Genomic DNA, 21,424 nt, shown 5'->3' on the forward strand with positions numbered 1-21,424 from the left:
TTACCGATTGAATCTTCTGCTTTTGGTTCAGTTCCTTTATCTACAGTTTGAGCTTTTGGTGTTGGCTCGTTCTTATCTGCATCTGTTGGTTTTGAACTTGGGTCTGTAACAGTTACTTTAACTGGAACTTCTTCCTTAGAACCATCTGGGTAAGTTACAACTGCTGTCGCAGGTTTTTCACCTGGTGTTGTTGTATCTACTGGATCCTTGAAGGCTACTGTTGTACCCTTAGGAAGATCTTTCAAGTTACCGATTGAATCTTCTGCTTTTGGTTCAGTTCCTTTATCTACAGTTTGAGCTTTTGGTGTTGGCTCGTTCTTATCTGCATCTGTTGGTTTTTTAGTTACAAATTCTGTTAGTGGTTTTTTATCTGTAGAACCATCTGTGTAGGTTACGACAAGATTTCCATCTGCATCTTTTGTGACTGATTTAATCTTACCATCTTTATTAACTGGAGTATCTTTTGCGATATTCGCATCGTCATTGTTCTTGTTGTACTCAAGTTGAAGTTTTTCTTTGATTTTATCTAACTCAGCGTCTGTTACTTTCGTTGGATCTGCTACAGTAACTTTTTCAGTTGGAGTAGCAATGTCATATTTTTGAGTTTGGCCCTTAAGCATGACACGGAATGCACCTGGGTCAGTTGGGTTTGAAGCACTTGTTGCTCCATTCTCAATTTTCGCACCATCTGTATCCGTTGCAGTTGCATAACGCCATCCTAAAGCTACACCTTTTGGATTTTCACCTCTAGTGGCAGCATCTAAGTCGTTTTGTGTAAATTTCCCTTCTGGTGCTGGAGTACCTGAATAAGTAATGACTGCTGGTGTTTCTGCTGTTGCTGGAGTTTCAGTAGAGATAACATTTGCTTTAAATCCAAATTGAGTGTTAATTTTATTTGCTTCACCTTCAACTGGTTTAAATGCTTGGTTTCCTCCAGCGTTTACAGTAGCACTTGCAATTTTTCCGCTATCATCTTTGAATTTGATATCGAATGAGTTTGCTTCTCCACCGTATACATAAACTTCTTTAGTAGCTTTATTAGAGTAAGGAATCTCTACTGTTGGAGCTACGTTGTCACGTGCAGGAGTTGTTGTATCTTTCGTTACAAATTCTGACAATGGTTTCTTATCTTGAGAACCATCTTTATAGGTTACAACAAGATTTCCATCAGCATCTTTTTCGACTGATTTAATCTTAGCATCTTTGTCAGCTACAGGTTGACCTTTTTTATCTGCCAAGTTAGCATCATCATTGGTTTTAGAGTACTCAAGTTGGAGTTTCTCTTTGATTTTAGCTAAGTCGTCATCTGTTACATTCGTTGGGTCTGCTACAGCAACTTTTTCTGTTGGAGCTACAATGTCATATTTTTGAGTTTGTCCCTTAAGCATGACACGGAATGCACCTGGGTCAGTTGGGTTTGAAGCACTTGTTGCTCCATTCTCAATTTTCGCACCATCTGTATCCGTTGCAGTTGCATAACGCCATCCTAAAGCTACACCTTTTGGATTTTCACCTCTAGTGGCAGCATCTAAGTCGTTTTGTGTAAATTTCCCTTCTGGTGCTGGAGTACCTGAATAAGTAATGACTGCTGGTGCATCTGCTGTTGCTGGTGTTTCAGCAGAGATAACATTTGCTTTAAATCCAAATTGAGTGTTAATTTTATTTGCTTCACCTTCAACTGGTTTAAATGCTTGGTTTCCTCCAGCGTTTACAGTAGCACTTGCAATTTTTCCACTATCATCTTTGAATTTGATATCGAATGAGTTTGCTTCTCCACCATAGACATAAACTTCTTTTTCAGCTTTATTAGAGTAAGGAATTTCTACTGTTGGTGCTACGTTGTCACGTGCAGGAGTGACAACTACAGTAACTTCAATCTCATCTGACTCTTTACCTTGGCTATCAACAGCTTTATACTTAACTGTATAAGTGCCTGGAGTATTTGTGTCAACTGTCTTAGTTGCTGTGTTACCATTTACTGAGACAACTTCAGCATGAACCTTATCACCTAGGGTTGCTTGAGCATCATCTTCTTTATCTGCTACTGTCACAAGAGATGCAAGGTCAAGTTGAGCACCTTGAGCAACAGTTTTTTTGTTTCCTTCAACTGCTGATGCAATAGTTGGAGCTTGGTTTTCTACTGAGCGTGGTTGCCAGTCAGCCACACTTGAGAAGCCACCCTCTACCACGTTTGAGATTGCTGCTACTTCTGTACCTGCAATCTTGTCAGCCATGGTAAGAACGATCGTATCTTGGAACTTACCGTGCTCAACTGATTTGACAGTTGCCTTATCTGATTTTTGTGATGTCCATGCAGATGAGGCATTATCACGTTTGACTGGAATCTCAACAGTCTCTCCAGCAGTATTTGTATAGCGCATGTAGGCAATTCCTGCATCATGAGGAACCTTAAGAGTAACCTCTTTTTGTCCTGCTACAACTGCAGCTTGGTTAGTAGTCAAGCTTGAAGGTTCAACAGTTGTTACACCAACAGATACTGGTACAGTACGACGGCTACTTTCTTCACCGTTAACTACTTGGCTTACCTCTACTGTTTGACGTGGTTTGATAGTTGTACCATCACCTTGGTTGTTGTTCAAGGCTGTTGGAAGCTCACCTGTAGTCCAGTTACCGCTACTGTCAACAGTGACATTGCCGATGTTTTGCTCTTGACCATCGATATAAATCTTAATAGTTGCACCTGGAACCCCTGTTCCTGAAAGAGTGCTTGAAGTTGAAGCTACAGTTTGAACAGGAACGTTGACAGAGGTGTTGGTCAAGTTTGGAGTCACACTTGGTGCAGCAACCTGACTAACCAGTTGCTTATCATATTTACCTGAGATAGCATACCAGTTGTTTCGTGGTAAGCCTGTTTTAGATTCAACTCCAGCAATATAAGAAATGGTCTGTGATGGGTCTTCAACTACAGTACGGTACTTAATAGTAACCATGCGCGCCTTAGTGTTGTTACCATAACTAAGGACATAAACCTTTTTAGTGTTGTTCATGACACCGCTAAGACCATTTACGTTGTTGTAGTCTCCCCCAACGGTATTCTTGACACGCCACTCAAGTTTATTACCAGCATCGATAAACTGCTGACCTTCTGCAGACGGCGAACCACCTGGTGTAACATTTCCATCCACCCAGCCATCGCGGGGGCCGTAAGCGCCGTTGTTATATTCTGTCACAACTTTATAAGGATCAGATACATTTTTAGGGATTGTAAAGTAGTAGTATCCTCCCATCTTATCGTACTGAGCCTCGTTAAAGGTTACCGTCCACTCCAAGACTGGACGACCTTGACCAGATGGGTCTGTAGCCACTGTTTTTCCATCGACTACCTCATAGTCTCCCAGCTGTCTGTACTCGATCTTAGCACGTTGAGTTGGATCTCCATCGTTTACTGTAGCAGTTCTGTCTTTATAAACGTACTTGATGTCTTTCTCTTCCGAAGAGCGATCTTGAGCACGTTCTTGTCCTGCTGCTCGACGGCTTCTTGACTTAGGTTGAGTGGCTGAAGTTTCTGCTGGAGCTGCCACTTTAACAGTTTGACTTGCTGTCAAGTTTGCAGTTGAACCATCTGCAAAAGTAACAACTACTGATCCATCTGCTTGGATTTGAACATCAGTCGCAGTAGGATTTTCCCCCTTAACAGCTTCCACTACATTTGCTTTTTCTTCATCTGTCAAAGCTGAAGAATTTGCAACTACTGTCAATGAAGGAAGCTGAACTCCATCTGCTTCCTTAGCTGTTTTTGCTGAGGTAGCTTCTGAACTTGTAGGATGTTCGGCAACCACTGGTGAAGTTGTTGATACCTCCACTGCTGGTGCTTTATACGTTCCTACTTCGTCACTAGAGCTTGCTTCAGCAGCTGAGTTGGCAGTTTTAGTCTCTACCTCCCCAGTATCAGCTGTGTCGGCCTTAACCGTTGGAGCTACCAAGGCTGCACCAACTGCAAAGACAAGCGAACAACCAAAAAGGAAATGTTTTCCTTTTTTAATCATACGCCAGTTCTTCTGCTCTGCATTTTTACGATTAAAATACATCACATTATCTCCTTTGTTTAAAAATAACTGCATGTCTTTTACATACAATTCAATTATACATCTCTTCTAGAAAATAGTCAATTAAAACAATTTTTGAACTTTCAAGTATTTTATAAACCCAAAACTACATATACACTGCCTTTTATCACTTAATATAGTTATCTAAAAATTAAGTAAAACAGGATTCTACACACACAGTTTTCTTCACTGGACCTTTTAAGACACAAAATTTCAAAAAAACAGAAAATTTACATTAAGTTTTCAGAATGAAAGAAAAAATATATGAATGGAGTTTTTATCAAAGAACATGAGTAACCCTAAATATTCTTGAATCTTTTACTACTCAAGAAAAATCAACCTACACTTTTTATTGACAAACCACTTAAGAAAGATGCTAGTCCAAGTATATATTTTTAACAAGACAATCGATAGACCTTCTTATGTTCTAGGAGGGTAAGGAAAGAGTTTTTAATGAATCCCATACTATAGGTGATCGCACACTAAAAATTTTTGCTTTTTTTGATTTTATAGGCTTAAAATGGTGTTTTCTTTTAAAAATTATGAGATAGCACCGAGGGATGCCATCGATTACACCTGTGAGAGTCAAATATAGTAGATTGAAATAAGATATGAACAAAGAGATTAGAAAAGTCAAAGTAATTTCTAGAAATATTTTTAGCAGTCATAGTGTACTATTCCAGATTCAATCCACTATAAAAGGACTTATACTCTTCGAAAATCTCTTCAAACCACGTCAGCTTCACCTTGCCGTAGGTATGGTTACTGACTTCGTCAGTTCTATCCACAACCTCAAAACAGTGTTTTGAGCTGACTTCGTCAGTTCTATCTGCAACCTCAAAGCAGTGCTTTGAGCAACCTGCGGCTAGCTTCCTAGTTTGCTCTTTGATTTTCATTGAGTATTAGTCTTCTAGCATACTGAACTAAATCCTTGGTCTAAATCATTTGTCTCTTTTTGCAGTCTGAACAACAGCGCTAGGCTCATTTGACAGACATCCTTCTCGAGATGATACTCTCTACTATTCTTGTTGTTAACAAGTTCTACTAGCTACCGCCTATTATGGTTTTTTCAAGTCAGAACCGAGTTTTCAGGACTACTTGAGATACTTGCTTGCTTCTTTGATACTAAGTTCAGCCATTCTTTTCTTGTTTTTTTCGATGAAACTTGCTACCCATTCTGGATTGGTCTTAGAGTAGTCTCTCAGAGCCCAGCCAACGGCTTTATTGATAAAAAATTCTGTCTGGTTCAGATTGTTTAGTAGGATTTTTTCCATCAGTCGGACATTTGTTTTTTCTTTTCTTAACAACTGGTGATCAATAGCGACTCGTCTCAGCCAGATATTGTCTGATAGGCTCCATTGGAGGATGATTTCTCCTAATTCCGGCTTGTCATATACCAAACTTCCTACTACTCGATCTAGAATATCTATCGTATCCCACCAGGATTTTGTCACGATTAACTGCTCTAGCTTAGACAAATCGGTGTCCTTTAGATAAGACTGCATGTTTTTCAAATAATTGGCAGCCACATACTGGTATTCTCTTGGCTCCTTTTTCCAGCAAGTGTCCACAAAATCCCAATCGATGATCTTTGTTTTTTTCTCGCTTGGAAAGTATTTTCTATAGAGCGCATTTCTTTCAGGTGCCGCAATACCTAGAAAGGAAAATTGCTGGCGCATATAGGCTTCCATAGGCCCTGCCTTTTTCGGATCTTTTGCCGCTTCTAGCTCCACAAGTAAATCTGCTAAACTCATCTAAAAATCCTCATGCCCTACCAAGTGATGCTGAAAGGCATAGACTGCTGCCTGGGTGCGGTCGCTAACCTGAAGTTTAGCAAGGATGTTTGAAACATGAGTTTTTACAGTTTTGAGGGAAATAAACAATTCATCTGCGATCCGCTGATTTTCATAGCCCTTTGCAATTAGTTGAAGGACATCGCGTTCACGCGCAGTTAATTCTTCGTGAAGTTCCATATGATTGCGGTGGTATTCTACTTTCTTACTCACCTCTTGTTCGATGGCTAGCTCTCCAACCGCCACCTTACGAACAGCGTGTAACAATTCATCTGCACTGGACGTCTTGAGCATATATCCTCTAGCCCCAGCATTCAAAACCGGCATGATTTTTTCATTGTCTAGGTAAGAAGTCACAATCAAGATTTTAGCCTCCGGCCATTCTTTGAGAATAGCTAGAGTTGCATCAATCCCATTGACTTCAGGCATGACAATATCCATGACAATCACATCTGGCCGAAGCTTCAAAGCCATGGAAATTCCTTCCGCACCATTGGTTGCTTCTCCTACAACCTCTACATCATCTTGTAGTTCAAAATAACTTTTTAAACCCAGACGCACCATTTGGTGGTCATCTACCAATAATAGTTTCATTTTATTTCCTTTTGTTAGTCAATCAAGCAAGGGGATCCGAATATCCACTGCCAAACCCTGCTTGGGAGCTGTTAATAATTGTATAGTCCCAGCCATATCTTCCACCCGTTCTTTGATATTGCGTAAACCATAGCTTAATTCATCAACATCATCTAGCTGAAAACCTCGACCATTGTCTACTACCTTTAACTGCAAGCCTGTTTCCGTTTGATAAAGATAAACATCTAGACAAGAAGCTTGGGCATGACGGAGAGTATTACTAATCAATTCTTGGACGATACGAAAGACATGCTCCTCAATCTTTTTAGGTAATTCGTCTACCTGATATTTAAAACTGACTTTGAGTTCACTTTTTTCTTCCAATTCTTTGAGAAGCAACTGAATCCCCTCAACCAGACTCTTTTGTTCCAGTTCTATCGGTCGCAAATGTAAGAGTAGGATACGCAAATCTCTCTGGGCTGTCTCCAAAATAGCTGTCACACTCTGGAGTTGTGTCTGCATCTTCTCTTTGTCTAATCTGGAAGCTTGTTGACTGAGTCCTGATAAAATCATATGGGCAGCAAAAATTTCTTGGCTAACCGTATCATGCAAGTCACGCGCGATTCGCTTACGCTCCTTTTCAATAGTCACTTCTTCTTTGAGCAAGGCCTGATTGTCAGCTTTTTGAATGGCTTCTGTCAATAAACCAAGTTTGCCTGATAAGTTTTTAAAACTTGCATCTAAGTCAGCATCCCCAAGAATTTTAATATCTTTGCCAGCCAACAGATTCTTAAGATTTGCTTGGATTTTTCTACGTGAAATCTCGTCAACCATTGTCCAAAACAAGACCAATAAAAAGGCTAGAGCAAGACTAAACATCAAAGCTAGAAATAGGACTTTTTCTGTCTTTTCTAAATCTTGGAAGAGAGAAGTCCATTCCAAATCTAAGACCTTAAAAATGCTTCGAAATAGAAAAGCAACAAAGAGAAATGAGGTGAGACCAATTAAAATATAGGGTTGCTTTTTCATCCTCTCACCACCTCAACATCTCCAACCATAGTTGTCAAAAGAATCTTAACACTCTTGGGACTCTTGAGATAATCTCTGGTTTCTTGATGAAATTGCTCATTACGCAAAGCACGTTTAGGCTGGTCAAAAAAGGTTAAATCTCCGTACAGAGAATTGACACTTAGACTGACTTCAACATCCACTGGTACGATAATTCTAGTCGTACCGACCAGTTTTCTCAAGATGATGACATTATCATGATTGCTCAAAATCACGTGCTCTAGATGAATGGTATCCTTCCCCATAAGGCGAAAGAGATTGATATCATCAAAACGACAGGTCTGATAGCTTGAGAAGTGATGAAGATTTCCAAACCAACGATTTTTCTCCTTCTTTACGGTCACAACATCTTCAAAGACCAGATTGGTGTCTTCTCTTTCCTGATTCATCATAGGATAAAGCAAGAAGAGACTATAAATCAAAGCCACAAAGATAGCCATGATGACAAAGGGATTGAGCATGATGATAAAGAAAAATAGAATGCTCACTGCCACTAAAATGAAGTTATTCCCCTGTCTACCAGTATAGTATCGAATCAGCAGTAAAAACAAGAGCAAGATCAGCAGAAAACGGGAAAAATGCTCTGATACCATCATAATCAGAGCTCCTGTCAATAAACAAGCTTCAATAAATAGAAAAATTTGAAATTTTCGCATGTATCCGTCCTCTCTATTTTATTGTATCACAAAACCAAAATGTCACATCAGTCTGAGGAATGATAAAAAGACCGGGACCAAAATCCCGACCTCCTTATAGTTGATCTTTTGCTTCTTTTAATTTTCCATACAGGAGATAGTCAACCTCTTGCAAATCCTCAATTCTTTTACAATTAAGGGCGCACATAATCAAACGTAGGTCTTCCTTCCAGCTTTCAACAATAGAGATAACGACATCTACTGGGTAGTTTTCGACCAACTCTAACATGGTGCGTGATAGCCCAACTGCCTTTGCTCCAAAGACCAAGCATTTGATAATATCTAGTGGATTGCGAACCCCTCCGCTTACCAGAAGCTCCATCTTATCTTTCCAGTCTTGGGCATTTAGAAGGGTTTGCATGGTCGATTGCCCCCAATCATTGAGGTAGTCCCGTTGACCGCTACGACGATTTTCGATATAGGCAAAGCTAGTTCCCCCACGACCAGACAAATCAACCGTACGTATCCCCATCTCATATGCCTTAGCAATGGTTTTCACATCCATGCCAAAGCCGACCTCTTTTAAAACAAGGGGCACAGAGATTTGCTCAGCATAATCTTTCAGATTATTTTGCCACAATCTAAATTGCCGCTCGCCTTCTGGCATGAGCAATTCTTGCATGACATTCACATGAACTTGCAGGAGAAGGGGATTCATCTCTTTGACCGTTTGTAATCCTAGTTCAACAGGTTTGTCCAAGCCAATATTGGTTCCAAGTAGTAGGTCAGGATGATTTGACTTGACGGAGAAAGAGTCATCTGATGGATCCTTAAGTGCCACACTGTAAGAACCCGTCACAAATAAAATTCCACAGGCCTCTGCCACCTGGGCCAATTTTTGATTGATTTCTCTGCCCTTGTCACTACCGCCTGTCATGGCATTTATATAAAAAGGAAAGTCCCATTTGCGCCCTGCAAATTCTGTCGAAAGATCAATCTCATCTATGTCATATAAGGGTAGTGAGGAGTGGATTAACTCCACCTCATCAAAACTATTATAAGAACTTTTTTGTTCAAGGGCATAGCGGATGTGCTCATCCTTCCGATTTGTCGTCATGTCCTATCCTTTCTTGATACAAGAGCTCAATCCCTAAATCAGCCCAGCGTTTTTTCAGTAATCTGGTCGAATCTTGGTCAAAACTGAGAGCTATCCCACAGTCTCCACCACCAGCACCACTACTTTTTGCAACAGCTTTCAAGTCTCGGCTGGCATCTTTTAATTGTCTGAGTGAAGGTGTGTAAATATCTGAACTCAAACCTTCTAAAAGTTGGCTGGCTTGTTCTAGCAAGTCAATAATCATTTCTTCTTGACCTGCCTCCAAAGCCTTTACCAAGCTAGTGACAGTTTCTTTTGAAGCCTGCAAAAAGCTAGCGTTCATATTGTTCTTGATTTGCTTGACCATATGACTAGACACAGCTACTTCCTTGGTCCAACCCACCAGAAAATCAAATGCCAAGACCGGTTCAACATTCCTAATAGAAAAGCCCCAATCACGTGCCAATACAGTTGGCAAGTCTTCCTTTTCTAGCCATTGTGACACTTTCTCACGGTCAAACGACTGATAGAGGACGAGGTCTTCTGAAACGATACAGGCAATATCCCCCATGGAACCATTGTCTCCACGTTTGAGAAGGACTGCACTCGCCAGTTTAAACAAGAGGTCTCTTTCAGCTGGTCTTTCATAGAAAGCAAGCATAGCCTTGATAACCAATACAACGACGCTACCACTAGAACCCAGACCAAACTTCTTGCCCTCACGCTCCATTTTCCCTCGAATATCTATGGAAAAAGGCTGCAGTTCAACTCCTTGGACAGTTAGACACTCCTCCACCAAGGCAACTGTTTCTTGAATCAAGGCATAAGAAGAATCCGGTCGCAAGTCTACACTATAGGAAAACATATCTGAGTAGAGTTGATAAGCATCAGATGCTGTAATCTCAGCCGTCATATAGATGGGAATAGCTTTTATTAGTGCCAACTGTCCTGGTTCTAAAATGGCATACTCACCAGCCCAGTAGAGCTTCCCACAAGTTTTAACAATCGTCATCTTGGCTCAAATCCTTTGTCTTTGAAACGATTAAGCGATAGCGTTGACCTAAAAGTTTTGATAGATGTTCCAAGTCTTTTTCTAAACAAAGAACCTTTACATTAGGCCCCGCATCCATGGTAAAGTAGCAAGCTTCTCCTTGTTCTCTAAGCTGACGAACGAAATCCATAGCCTCATAACTCGCATCTGTCAGATAAGAGAAAGGCGGATTTGCAGTTTTTGTCGTAGCATGCATTGCAAGAGCGTTCTTCTCTGTTAATTCTCCAACTTTCTTAAAGTCATTTTCCTTGAGGTAGACCAGCATATCCTTGTAGTCTTGTTCAGATTGACGAATCCACTCATCAAATGTTGTCGAAGTTTCCACACAGAGTTTCATACCATCCCGACTAGAGATTGGTTTTTTCTGGTCTTCCAAGACCAACATAATCATAGCTAGTTTCAAGTCAGTTTCAACTGGATAAATCTCTCCACTATCCTTATCCCAAGCTGCCAAAGGTCCATAAAAACTACGAGATGAAGAACCCGATGCAAATTTAGCTTCCAAGGCCAATTCTTTACGATCTAGTCCTAATTGGAAATAGGCGTTGCAGGCTTTGACCAGGGCAGATAAGCCACTGGAACTTGAAGAAAGACCTGCTGCTGTCGGCATATTGTTCTTGGTATCGATACGAACAAAACCTGCTCCTTCAGGACGGTAGCGATCAATGATTTTACGCATCTTGGCATGCTCTGCCTCGTTTTGCAACTGATCATTGATGTAAAACTCATCTGCCCTAGCATCTGCTGGCAAAGGTGAAAGTGTTGTCTCCGTATACATATTTTCTAAGGTTAGAGAGATACTGCTAGTCGCAGGAACCATCTCTTTTTCTTTTTTCTTACCCCAATATTTAATAATAGCAATATTGGCATAGGAACGTACTGTTACAGGCTTTCGATCCATGTCTGAACAGCTCCTTTCTCTTCTAATCTTTCTGCGAGTTCTTGCGCTTGGTTGACATTTGCAACTAAGGCGATGATACAACCTCCTAGACCACCACCACTCATCTTGGCCCCTAGAGCACCATGTTCAAGGGTAGTTTCAACCAAGGCATCTGCCTCAGGGCTACTAACTCCGATTTCTTTTAGATTTCCATGAGCTTTGGTTAGAATTTCTCCCAGCTTCACGGCATCTTTTGTTTTTATTGCTTCTTCTGCTTCTTGGGTCAACTCTCCTAGCGCATGCAAGAAAGGTAAGGCATCCTTGCCCTTGCTCTGCACGACCTGGATAGCTTCACGAGTATGCCCATAAACACCAGTATCGGCAATGACCAGATAAGCTGACAAATCCATGGCTAATTCTTCAAAACCAACATTCTTGATAAAACGGATAGGTTGGTCACTAAGACAGGTCTTAGCATCCAATCCACTAGGATTCATATGGGCAATCATCTCCGCCCGATTGACCAAAATCTCTAACACGTCATGTGGAAGTTCCGCTTGGTAATAATCAAATACCGCTCGAATGGCCGCAATGCTAATAGCCGCTGAAGAACCCATCCCACGTTTTTCAGGAATAGCCGAGTCAATTTGACAACGAATGCACGCATCTTTGATATTTAGATACTCGAGAGAAGCATAAACAGCCATAGACAAGGTGTCCTCTTCAAACAGACGCCATGGTGTCGCTGCTGGAACCACCCTACAAGTCACTTCAACCTCTAAAAGAGGTAAAGAGATTGCTGGGTAGCCATAAACCACCGCATGCTCTCCTATTAAAATAATTTTACTATGTGCCTGACCGACACCAACTTCTTTTGTCATTTAATCCTACTATCAGATGAAAATCATCTGTTTCTAGATAAAATTTTAGAACTTTATTCCTTTCTATTTTATTATATTTTCACAAAAAAAGCGATTGTTTCCTTTCAGTTTCACAAAGCAAGGGATATATTTATGATTTTAATTAAGAAAAACGATTGTCCTTGTTTAAATATTAAAAAAGCAGTTACAAAACTGCAACTGCTTTTTATTCCTGCATGGTATAACCAACACCACGCACTGTTTTAATGTAACTCTTTTGACCTTTCACGTCAAGTTTGCTACGTAGATAACGGATATAAACATCCACAATATTGGTTTCGGTCGCACTTTCATACTTCCAAACACTTTCCAGCAACTGCTCTCGAGTTAAAACCTTCTTACTTCCCATAAGGGTAGCCAAAAGATCATATTCACGACGTGTCAGAGCAATCATCTCCTCGCCACGATAGACGGTATGATGTTCTACATCCATACGCAGATTGCGATAAGCTGTCGGAACTTTCATCTGACTACAGTGTTGGTCGATGAAATCTCGACCTCGGAAGATAGCTGAAATACGAGCCACCAAATCATCGATAATGATTGGTTTATAGATGTATGAAACAGCGAAACGCTGAATTGTTTCAAGTTGGTCTTGCAATTCTTCTCGATGGTCCAAGACCATGATTACCGAAGCTGGCTTGGTCCGACTCAAGTTATCCGCAAAATCCTGGGCTGTCATATCCCCTAGATGAGCATTCAGTAAAATCAAGTCATAGTCAGTCTGAAGAGCCATGGAGAGGGCTTTTTGTCCCTCTTCTACCTGATCAACTCGGTATTGCTCTTTTTGGAGTTCCAGACTTAAAAAATGAGCTAGATTTCTTTCTTTCTCAAGTAATAAAATCCGTTTCCCCATGGCTGACCTACTTATTTTTCGTCATACCAAGAGTAGTGGAAGGTTCCTTCTTTGTCTTTACGTTGGTAAGTGTGGGCACCAAAGTAGTCACGTTGTGCTTGGATCAAGTTAGCTGGAAGGTCAGCTGAACGGTAGCTATCAAAGTAAGTAATGGCTGCTGAGAAGGTTGGTACTGGTACACCAGCTTGAACAGCAAGAGCTACGATATCACGAACTGATTGTTGGTACTTAGCAGTTACGTCCAAGAAGTACTCATCCAAAAGAAGGTTAGCAAGATCTGCATCACGGTTGTAAGCATCTGTGATCTTTTGCAAGAAACGAGAACGGATGATACATCCATCGCGCCAGATAGATGCGATGTCCGCAAATGGCAAGTTCCAGTTGTTTTCTTTAGAAGCTACACGCAATTGCGCAAAACCTTGTGCGTATGAGATGATTTTTGAGAAGTAAAGGGCTTGACGGATTTTTTCAATCAATTCAGCCTTATCGCCTTCAAATTTGAAAGCGGCTGGTTTTGGAAGCACCTTGCTTGCATGAACACGTTCTTCTTTGTAAGTTGAGATGTAACGGGCAAATACTGACTCAGTAATGAGTGACAATGGCACACCAAGGTCAAGAGCTGATTGGCTAGTCCATTTACCTGTTCCCTTGTTTCCTGCAGCATCCAGGATGTAGTCTACGATTGGTCCATCTTGACCTTCATCATCTTTACGTCCAAGGATATCAGCAGTGATTTCGATCAAGTAGCTGTCCAATTCACCCTTGTTCCACTCAGTAAAGATTTCAGCCATGTCTTCTGCAGAAAGACCAAGCAAGTGTTGCATAAGATCGTAGCTTTCTGCGATCAATTGCATATCACCGTACTCGATACCATTGTGGACCATTTTTACATAGTGACCAGCTCCATCAGGACCGATGTAAGTTACACATGGTTTACCATCTTCTGGAGCTTTAGCAGAGATTTCTTCAAGAACATCTGCTACCAAGTCATAAGCTTCTTTTTGTCCGCCAGGCATGATAGATGGTCCTTCAAGGGCACCTTTTTCACCACCAGAAACACCTGTACCGATAAAGTTGATACCTGAGTTTGCCAATTCTTCATTACGACGGATGGTATCTTTGTAGAAAGTATTCCCTCCGTCGATCAAGATATCACCTTTATCCAAGTGTGGAAGAAGGGCTTGGATGGTCGCATCTGTACCAGGTCCTGCTTGAACCATAAGCATGATACGACGTGGTTTTTCAATTGAGTTTACGAAGCTTTCGATATCATAGCTTGGCACGAAGTTTTTATCAGGGTGGCAAGCAATCACATCTTCAGTTTTTTCTTTACTACGGTTATAAATAGCAACTGTATAACCACGAGATTCAATATTAAGGGCAAGGTTACGACCCATTACGGCCATACCAACAACACCAAAGTTAGCTTTTGTCATGTGACACTCCTCTTGTTTAATATGTTTTATTTTATCATGTTTATCTGTGAAAAGAAAGAATTTTGTAACAATTTGACTAGTAGTCTAAATCATCCGCATGTCCAGAACCATTCCCTACAAAGTAACCTGTCTTACAATTAAGGGTAAAGAGATAGGTACCGTCTGGTTTATAAAGATTATAGTAGCCATTACCATTAACAATATTCACAGGTTCCAAAATGTATTGGTTGCCTGTAATGTAGCCACGCGCACGCGAAGTCTCAAGAATGCGTTCAAGGACACCATCTGCAAAAGTCCAAGCAGGATCACTACTATCACTTACAGCTGCTTGATTGTACGGTACTCGACTGACACTTCTTTGTAGGTTCACACCATTGCTTGTTAGTCCACTATTTAGGATATTACTTGCTGAGGCTGTTTCACCTGCTGAAGTTGATGCATTAGCAGAGCTGCTAGCATTGCTTTCAGTTGCAGAACTTGACTCTGCTTGGCTTGATGAACTTGACTGACTACTGCTTGAGCTTGTAGAACTTGAAAGTTGACTTTTACCGAGACTAATAGCCTTAGCTAGCAGTTTATCAATTTCAGTATTCCCAGTCTTAACTTCGGTAAATTTAGCATCTGCCTTTACTTTAGCATTGGTATTTAGAACACCATCTGTAATAGCTGGTGTTTCAAATCGAGCATTAACATCTTGTACCGCTTTGATTTGTGTTTCAAGACTATCGTATTTTGATTTGGCAAGAGTATGCTCACTAGCTCCCTCAAGTTTATCTAAAAGCTCTTTGAGCTGACTCAGCTGACTAAACTGACTATTTTTTAGGGCAGTTTTATTCTCATCAGTATAAAAAGTGTCATAGAGACTGTTAAATTGATTGAGAATTGCTTGATTACTTACCAAACCTGCATCAGATGACTGAGACTGAATTTCTTGGGAAGAACGCGTAATCTGACGATAAACATAGTAACTACCCCCAATAATCAAGACAATAATCGCTAAAAGAGCTGACAAGATGACCCACAGTTTTTTGTTTTGTGGCTCATCTTCTGCTTGAGCAGAGCGAGATAAAGATTGATGTTCCTCTTGCAAAGCTTCTTCATCCTCTGCAACAAGGGGCTCAGTTACAGGTTCCACTAGATTTTTATCCATAACCAAGGTTTCCTCTAGTGGCGGAAGGAAAAATTCTTCCGTTGCTACTCCCTCTTCTTCAGCAGCAATCTCTAAGTCAGGGACTTCTTCTACTGGTTCAACCTCTTCATCAATTGTTTCTTTGGCGTCTTGAAGCAAATCATCTAGACTTCGAAGTTCCTCTTTCTTCGCCTGAATGTTAGTAAATTTATCAGCTTCGATTTCTTCACGATGTTGTTTAATGTATTTGTCCAAAATCGTATCATCAGGAGTTACTCCTGCTTCGATTTCTTCATTTTTTCGAATAACCTGTCCAACTGTCAGATCCTTAGCTTCTTCAAAATCAAACTGAGGTTCCTGAAAGGTTTTCTCAGGTTCTAACAACTCTTCTTTTTTATCCTTTGGATCCATGGCAACTCCTTTCTAATCTGTCAAATTTCTTTTGACACGTTGACCAAAATATTGATATAAATCAACTTTCAAAGTACCATTGTAGAGTTTTCGTTTTTTGTCCGCCTGACTACCATATTTGCTTTCAAAGACTTCGTCACTAGTCAGGATAAACTTACTCCACGTCTTGAGAGGCTCAAAAACCTCACCCATTTCAGCATAGAGCTTGGTAACCCCTGCATCATCTGACAGACGTTCCCCATATGGTGGGTTGGAGATAATAACTCCATTAATCTTGTCTGAACGTAAATCCTGCACGCGCATCTGCTTAAAGGTAATATCTCCTGCAACCCCTGCTGCCTGGGCATTGGCCTTAGCAATTTCCACCATGCGTCCATCGATATCACAGCCCATGATATCCAGTTCAATCTCTCGATCTATTTGCTTACTAGCTTCTGTTCTGACTTCTTGAATCAAGCGGTCACTGACCCAGTTCCATTCTTCAAAAGCAAAGGAACGACGCAAACCTGGCGCCATCTTACGTGCAATCATAGCAGCTTCAATACAAAAAGTTCCAGAACCACAGGTTGGATCAATCAAAGGCTTATCTGGATACCAGTTTGACAGTTGCAAAATCGCCGCTGCCATATTCTCCTTGATCGGAGCTCCACCTTTTTCAGTACGGTAACCACGTTTAAAGAGACTTGACCCAGTTGTATCAATCATAAGAGTCGCTACATCTTTCAAAATGGAAACTTCAATCTTGAACTCTGGACCATTTTCCATGAGAGGAACGCCCTCTGGTCGTGCATAATGTTTTTGTAATTTCTTAACAACTGCCTTCTTAGAAATCGCCTGCACACTTGGCTCATTGTGTAATTTTGACTTGACACACTTAGCCTTTGCAATTGGGAAACGTGCTCCAAGCGGGAGATAGTTCTCCCAATCTAGAGCAAAAACACCTTGGAAGAGTTCTTCAAATGTTTTTGCAGGAAAAGTTCCCACAACGATTTTGATTCTATCCGCAGCTCTTAGCCACAAGTTTGTTTGGATGATTGCTTTCACATCACCTTGAAAACGAACACGGCCGTTTTCAACCTGACAATCATAACCCAAATATCTTACTTCACGCCCAACTACAGCTTCCAAACCCGCCGCAGCAGTCGCAATTAAATTAAATGTTGTTTTCATTTCAGTCTTTTATAGACCTTTCTTTATTCACTTTAAAAAATGAGGTTGAGAATATATCTCAGCCCCAACCTATATGCAATTTTCTATAAGCCATGTTTTGTTCCAGAAGTGACTAGGACCACTTCCTTCGATAATCATCTGTCTACCACTAGCAGCTCTAGCTGATAGCAGTCAGAGTACTACGTTCGTTTCCGCGCACTCCATGCCCCGACCAAAATTTGGGTTGCTAGCTTGAGGGGTTTACCGCGTTCCACTCTCTCCGTTTCCAGAGAGACTCCGTCACTGTGGCACTTTCAAGCCTACTCTGACCTATCAAAAGACTTAGCCATTTCAACTGCCGTAACGATTTCTCGTCCCTAGGCTTATGGTTTCGCCTAGCACAAACACTACAGGCATCACAGCCTGTGCTAGCATGGACTTTCCTCATGAAAAGAAATTCTCTTCACGCGATTATCCAAAAATTGCACAACAAAATCATTCTTAGAAATCAGAATTATCCAAGATTTGTTTGCCAAATACTTCTTTTTCAAGACGATTCAAACGTTTCAAAATATCAAAGTTTGTCATAGAAGTCGTACTTCCATGATCTGCTGATTCAGAAGTTGCTGGTGCCACTTGAGGTTTTTTCGCCAATTCTTCTTTGAGCTCCGCGATTTCTGAACGCAATGATTTTACTAATGCTGCATAAGTTTCATAATCCTTGATGACATCATCCAAGAATTCATCAACCTCTGCTTTACTATATCCACGTACTTCTCTTCCAAAATCCTGCTCAAAAATATCTTTTGCTGTAAAAATAATACTTGCCATGTCTCTCTCCATTCTCAGTTGCTAGTATTATTATATAAAAAAAGGCAAACAAAAAGCAAGGTCAAAGGCTCAATTTTCGGAAAAATTTTCAGCTACTTCGTTTAATTCCTCAAATGTTAATCTTTTTGTAATATAGTTGTCTTTCTTTTTCATCAGTTCGTAAAAATACTTCAGTTTTGTTTCATTTTCTTCATCATAAAAAAGATAGGCTCCATCTGTATTTTCAAGTAAGAAAAGTTGATAATCTCGTAATTGACCCTTGTGCTCGTAGTTTGGATAGGCGTACTTAACAAAATCAACTTGTTTAAATTCACTCAGTTTGACCTGATTCCCCTCATTCCAGTTTGCCCCATGAGTCTCAAAATCAAAGATAGTTGCAAGTTGGAAACCAAAGTCATCTTTCATATCTCTGGCCACCTCTAAAACCCAGTGTTCAAATCCCAGAGTTCCCGTAAATACCAACCATTTCAACCCTTCGTCTGCCATTTTTTCCAAATTTCTACGAATGGCTTTTTTAATAATTTTTAAACGAATATCTTTTTCATTAAACAATCCTAAATCAAAGCTAGAATAGCCTAAAACCAAGGCTGTATGCATTTTTCCACCCTTTCTGTACACTTTTATGGTATAATAGAGTGATGTTATTGTACCAATAAGGAGAATTATGGTCAACTATCCTCATAAACTTTCATCAAAAAAAAAACAAGAAGTCACCTCACAAACTAAAAATTTCGCAAATCGTGGGATGACCTTTGAAAAGATGATCAATGCTACAAACGAGTATTATCTGACACACGGTTTGGCTGTTATCCACAAAAAACCAACTCCTGTTCAGATTGTCCGCGTAGACTATCCTCAGCGTAGTCGGGCTAAGATTGTTGAAGCTTATTTTAGACAAGCATCAACTACCGATTATTCTGGAGTTTATGAAGGGTTTTACATCGATTTCGAAGCCAAGGAAACCAAGCAAAAACATGCGATTCCGATGAAGAATTTCCATCCTCATCAGATTCGGCATATGGAACAAGTCCTTGAACAAAAAGGGATTTGCTTTGTCCTTCTTCATTTTTCTTCTTATCAAGAAACGTATTTATTGCCGGCACTTGACCTCATCCGTTTTTATCATCAGGATATGGGTAAAAAGTCAATGCCGCTTGACTATATCAAAGAATTCGGTTATGTGATTGAGCAGTCTGCTTTTCCACAAATTCCTTACCTTGATACAGTCAAACAACATTTACTAGGTGGTAAAACAATATGAACAAACAAACTATCTTGCGCATCGTTAAATACCTCAGCATTGTTACGATTAGCTTATTTATCGTAGCTTTCCTACTTGGCGGTGGTGTATTTCTTCACTATGCAAACAAGGCTCCTGAACTCTCTGAAAGCAAACTTGTTGCAACTACATCAAGTAAAATTTATGATAGCAAAAATGAACTCATCGCAGATTTAGGTGCTGAACGTCGTGTCAATGCTCAAAGTAGTGACATTCCTACTGATCTTGTCAATGCGATTGTCTCTATCGAGGATCATCGCTTCTTTAACCACAGAGGAATTGATAGCATTCGAATAGCAGGAGCTTTCCTACGTAACCTCAGTAGTAATGGTGGTCTTCAAGGGGGATCAACCTTGACCCAGCAGTTAATTAAGCTGACTTATTTTTCAACATCAACAGCTGATCAAACCCTATCCCGTAAAGTTCAAGAGGCTTGGTTGGCTATCCAGCTAGAGCGAACTGCAACTAAGCAAGAAATCTTGACCTATTACGTCAATAAGGTCTACATGTCAAATGGTAACTATGGTATGCAGACAGCTGCGGAAAACTATTATGGTAAGGACCTCAAAGACTTGTCCATCCCACAACTTGCACTCTTAGCAGGTATGCCACAGGCTCCAAACCAATACGATCCCTATTCTCATCCCGAAGCAGCCCTTGAAAGACGAAACCTCGTTTTGTCAGAAATGCAAAAGCAGGGCTACCTTACCGCCGAGCAATATGAAACAGCAATCAATACCCCAATCACAGATGGACTTCAAAGTCTAAAATCTGTTAATAGCTATCCACAGTACATGGATAACTATCTTAAAGAAGTTATTGACCAAGTAGAGCAAGAGACAGGTTATAATCTATTAACAACAGGTATGGAAGTCTATACAAACGTCGACCAAGAGGTACAAAAACGCCTTTGGGATGTTTACAATACAGACGAATATGTTGACTATCCAGATGATGACCTTCAAGCTGCTTCTACTATCGTTGATGTTACAAATGGTAAAGTCATCGCTCAACTTGGTTCTAGACACCAATCAAGTAATGTTTCATTCGGTATCAACCAAGCCGTCGAAACAAACCGTGACTGGGGTTCTACTATGAAACCTATCACAGACTACGCTCCTGCACTTGAGTACGGAATCTTCGACTCTACTGCAGCAACGATTAATGATGCCCCTTATAACTATCCTGGAACAGACATTCCTGTCTATAACTGGGATAAGACCTACTTTGGAAATATCACTCTCCAGTACGCAATTCAACAATCTCGTAACGTACCAGCCGTTAAAACACTTGAAAAAGTTGGATTAGACCATGCTAAGACCTTCTTAAATGGTTTAGGAATTGATTACCCATCAATGGTATACGCAAATGCTATCTCAAGTAATACAGTTGAATCTCATAAACAGTACGGAGCAAGTAGTGAAAAAATGGCTGCTGCCTATGCTGCCTTTGCTAACGGCGGTATCTATCACAAACCAATGTATATCAATAAAGTTGTCTTTAGTGATGGCAGTTCAAAAGAGTTTTCAGACCAAGGTACTCGCGCCATGAAGGAAACAACCGCCTACATGATGACAGAAATGATGAAAACCGTATTAACTTACGGAACTGGTCGTGGAGCCTACATGTCATGGCTTCCACAAGCTGGTAAAACTGGTACTTCAAACTATACAGACGATGAAATTGAGAACTACATTAAGAACACTGGGTATGTTGCTCCAGATGAAATGTTCGTAGGATATACCCGTAAGTATTCAATGGCCGTTTGGACTGGTTACTCAAACCGTCTTACTCCAATCGTAGGAGATGGATTTAGAGTCGCTGCAAATATCTACCGCTCAATGATGGGATATCTGTCAGAGGATGATCATCCTGGTGATTGGACAATGCCTGAAGGTTTGTATCGTAACGGAGAATACGTCTTTAAGAACGGTGCTCGTAACAACTGGATTCCACAGTCAACTCAAGCAAGTTCGACAACAGAGAGCTCAAGTTCAAGTACAACTTCAACAACTGAAAGTCCAATCTCTTCGAATGATAATACGAATGGCACTACCAATCCAAATGCCTCAGTACCAAACACAACTACAAATAGTCAACAACAAAATCCAGCCCCACAAAATACACAAGGGCAGCAATAAAATATAAAAAACTGAGGATTTATTCTCAGTTTTTTGTATGCAGTTTTTTATGGTGGAATCTTAATTTCTACCAGGTCAAACTTTTTAAAAATATGTAGAGAAACAACTG

General features: G+C 40.4%; 18 protein-coding genes and 1 other RNA gene. 2 read left to right on the top strand and 17 right to left on the bottom strand.

Translation table 11 applies throughout. The annotated features are described in order from the left end of the window. The 17 genes from QM406_RS01630 to QM406_RS01710 form a co-directional block, all read right to left on the bottom strand. A partial coding sequence (locus tag QM406_RS01630; protein WP_414273224.1) for a Rib/alpha-like domain-containing protein occupies positions 1–4,049 on the bottom strand: 4,049 nt, incomplete at its 3' end. 692 nt (positions 4,050–4,741) lie between these two features. After that, positions 4,742–4,963: a hypothetical protein gene (locus tag QM406_RS01635; protein ID WP_049549518.1), complete on the bottom strand. Its 222-nt coding sequence runs from the start codon at positions 4,961–4,963 to the stop codon at positions 4,742–4,744. Between the two features lie 198 nt (positions 4,964–5,161). Then, positions 5,162–5,821, bottom strand: coding sequence for a DNA alkylation repair protein (locus tag QM406_RS01640; protein ID WP_414273225.1), 660 nt, complete (start codon positions 5,819–5,821; stop codon positions 5,162–5,164). Continuing rightward, the gene (locus tag QM406_RS01645) at positions 5,822–6,454 is read right to left on the bottom strand and encodes a response regulator (RefSeq protein ID WP_414273226.1); all 633 of its coding nucleotides are present in this window, start codon (positions 6,452–6,454) and stop codon (positions 5,822–5,824) included. Between the two features lie 18 nt (positions 6,455–6,472). Beyond that, complete coding sequence (locus QM406_RS01650) at positions 6,473–7,462, bottom strand: sensor histidine kinase (protein WP_414273227.1); 990 nt, start codon at positions 7,460–7,462, stop codon at positions 6,473–6,475. Continuing rightward, positions 7,459–8,157 carry a cell wall-active antibiotics response protein LiaF gene (gene liaF, locus QM406_RS01655; RefSeq protein WP_414273228.1) on the bottom strand — a complete coding sequence of 233 codons (699 nt, stop codon included), beginning with the start codon at positions 8,155–8,157 and terminating at the stop codon, positions 7,459–7,461. Before liaF ends, QM406_RS01650 begins: the two co-directional genes overlap by 4 nt. A gap of 94 nt (positions 8,158–8,251) precedes the next feature. Further along, positions 8,252–9,253 carry a type 2 isopentenyl-diphosphate Delta-isomerase gene (fni, locus tag QM406_RS01660; RefSeq protein ID WP_248034635.1) on the bottom strand — a complete coding sequence of 334 codons (1,002 nt, stop codon included), beginning with the start codon at positions 9,251–9,253 and terminating at the stop codon, positions 8,252–8,254. Then, positions 9,231–10,244 carry a phosphomevalonate kinase gene (locus QM406_RS01665; RefSeq protein WP_414273229.1) on the bottom strand — a complete coding sequence of 338 codons (1,014 nt, stop codon included), beginning with the start codon at positions 10,242–10,244 and terminating at the stop codon, positions 9,231–9,233. The genes fni and QM406_RS01665 overlap by 23 nt, the downstream gene beginning before the upstream one ends. Next, on the bottom strand, positions 10,231–11,184 hold the full coding sequence (mvaD, locus tag QM406_RS01670; RefSeq protein WP_414273230.1) for a diphosphomevalonate decarboxylase: 954 nt from the start codon (positions 11,182–11,184) through the stop codon (positions 10,231–10,233). Before mvaD ends, QM406_RS01665 begins: the two co-directional genes overlap by 14 nt. Next, entirely contained in the window at positions 11,166–12,044 is an 879-nt protein-coding gene (mvk, locus tag QM406_RS01675) for a mevalonate kinase (RefSeq protein ID WP_414273231.1), read from the bottom strand. The genes mvaD and mvk overlap by 19 nt, the downstream gene beginning before the upstream one ends. A gap of 205 nt (positions 12,045–12,249) precedes the next feature. Then, the gene (locus tag QM406_RS01680) at positions 12,250–12,939 is read right to left on the bottom strand and encodes a response regulator transcription factor (protein WP_414273232.1); all 690 of its coding nucleotides are present in this window, start codon (positions 12,937–12,939) and stop codon (positions 12,250–12,252) included. A gap of 11 nt (positions 12,940–12,950) precedes the next feature. Beyond that, complete coding sequence (gndA, locus tag QM406_RS01685) at positions 12,951–14,375, bottom strand: NADP-dependent phosphogluconate dehydrogenase (protein WP_003017375.1); 1,425 nt, start codon at positions 14,373–14,375, stop codon at positions 12,951–12,953. 76 nt (positions 14,376–14,451) lie between these two features. Then, positions 14,452–15,915 (bottom strand): cell division site-positioning protein MapZ, encoded by a 1,464-nt coding sequence (gene mapZ / locus QM406_RS01690; RefSeq protein ID WP_414273233.1) that lies wholly within the window; start codon positions 15,913–15,915, stop codon positions 14,452–14,454. Positions 15,916–15,927: 12 nt separating this feature from the next. After that, entirely contained in the window at positions 15,928–17,085 is a 1,158-nt protein-coding gene (locus QM406_RS01695; RefSeq protein ID WP_414273234.1) for a THUMP domain-containing class I SAM-dependent RNA methyltransferase, read from the bottom strand. Positions 17,086–17,166: 81 nt separating this feature from the next. Continuing rightward, positions 17,167–17,547, bottom strand: an RNA gene (rnpB, locus tag QM406_RS01700) — RNase P RNA component class B. An 18-nt stretch (positions 17,548–17,565) separates the two neighbouring features. Further along, the gene (gene gpsB / locus QM406_RS01705) at positions 17,566–17,895 is read right to left on the bottom strand and encodes a cell division regulator GpsB (RefSeq protein ID WP_311522587.1); all 330 of its coding nucleotides are present in this window, start codon (positions 17,893–17,895) and stop codon (positions 17,566–17,568) included. Positions 17,896–17,964: 69 nt separating this feature from the next. Beyond that, positions 17,965–18,492 (bottom strand): DUF1273 domain-containing protein, encoded by a 528-nt coding sequence (locus tag QM406_RS01710; RefSeq protein ID WP_414273235.1) that lies wholly within the window; start codon positions 18,490–18,492, stop codon positions 17,965–17,967. Between the two features lie 67 nt (positions 18,493–18,559). Here QM406_RS01710 and recU point away from each other — a divergent pair, with 67 nt between their 5' ends. Next, positions 18,560–19,156, top strand: a complete 597-nt coding sequence (gene recU / locus QM406_RS01715) for a Holliday junction resolvase RecU (protein WP_414273236.1) — start codon at positions 18,560–18,562, stop codon at positions 19,154–19,156. Then, positions 19,153–21,315: a penicillin-binding protein PBP1A gene (gene pbp1a / locus QM406_RS01720; protein ID WP_414273237.1), complete on the top strand. Its 2,163-nt coding sequence runs from the start codon at positions 19,153–19,155 to the stop codon at positions 21,313–21,315. Before recU ends, pbp1a begins: the two co-directional genes overlap by 4 nt. Positions 21,316–21,424 lie beyond the last annotated feature (109 nt).

Origin of the sequence: Streptococcus infantis (assembly GCF_047465035.1) — a bacterium.
GTDB classification, from domain to species: Bacteria; Bacillota; Bacilli; order Lactobacillales; family Streptococcaceae; genus Streptococcus; species Streptococcus infantis_T.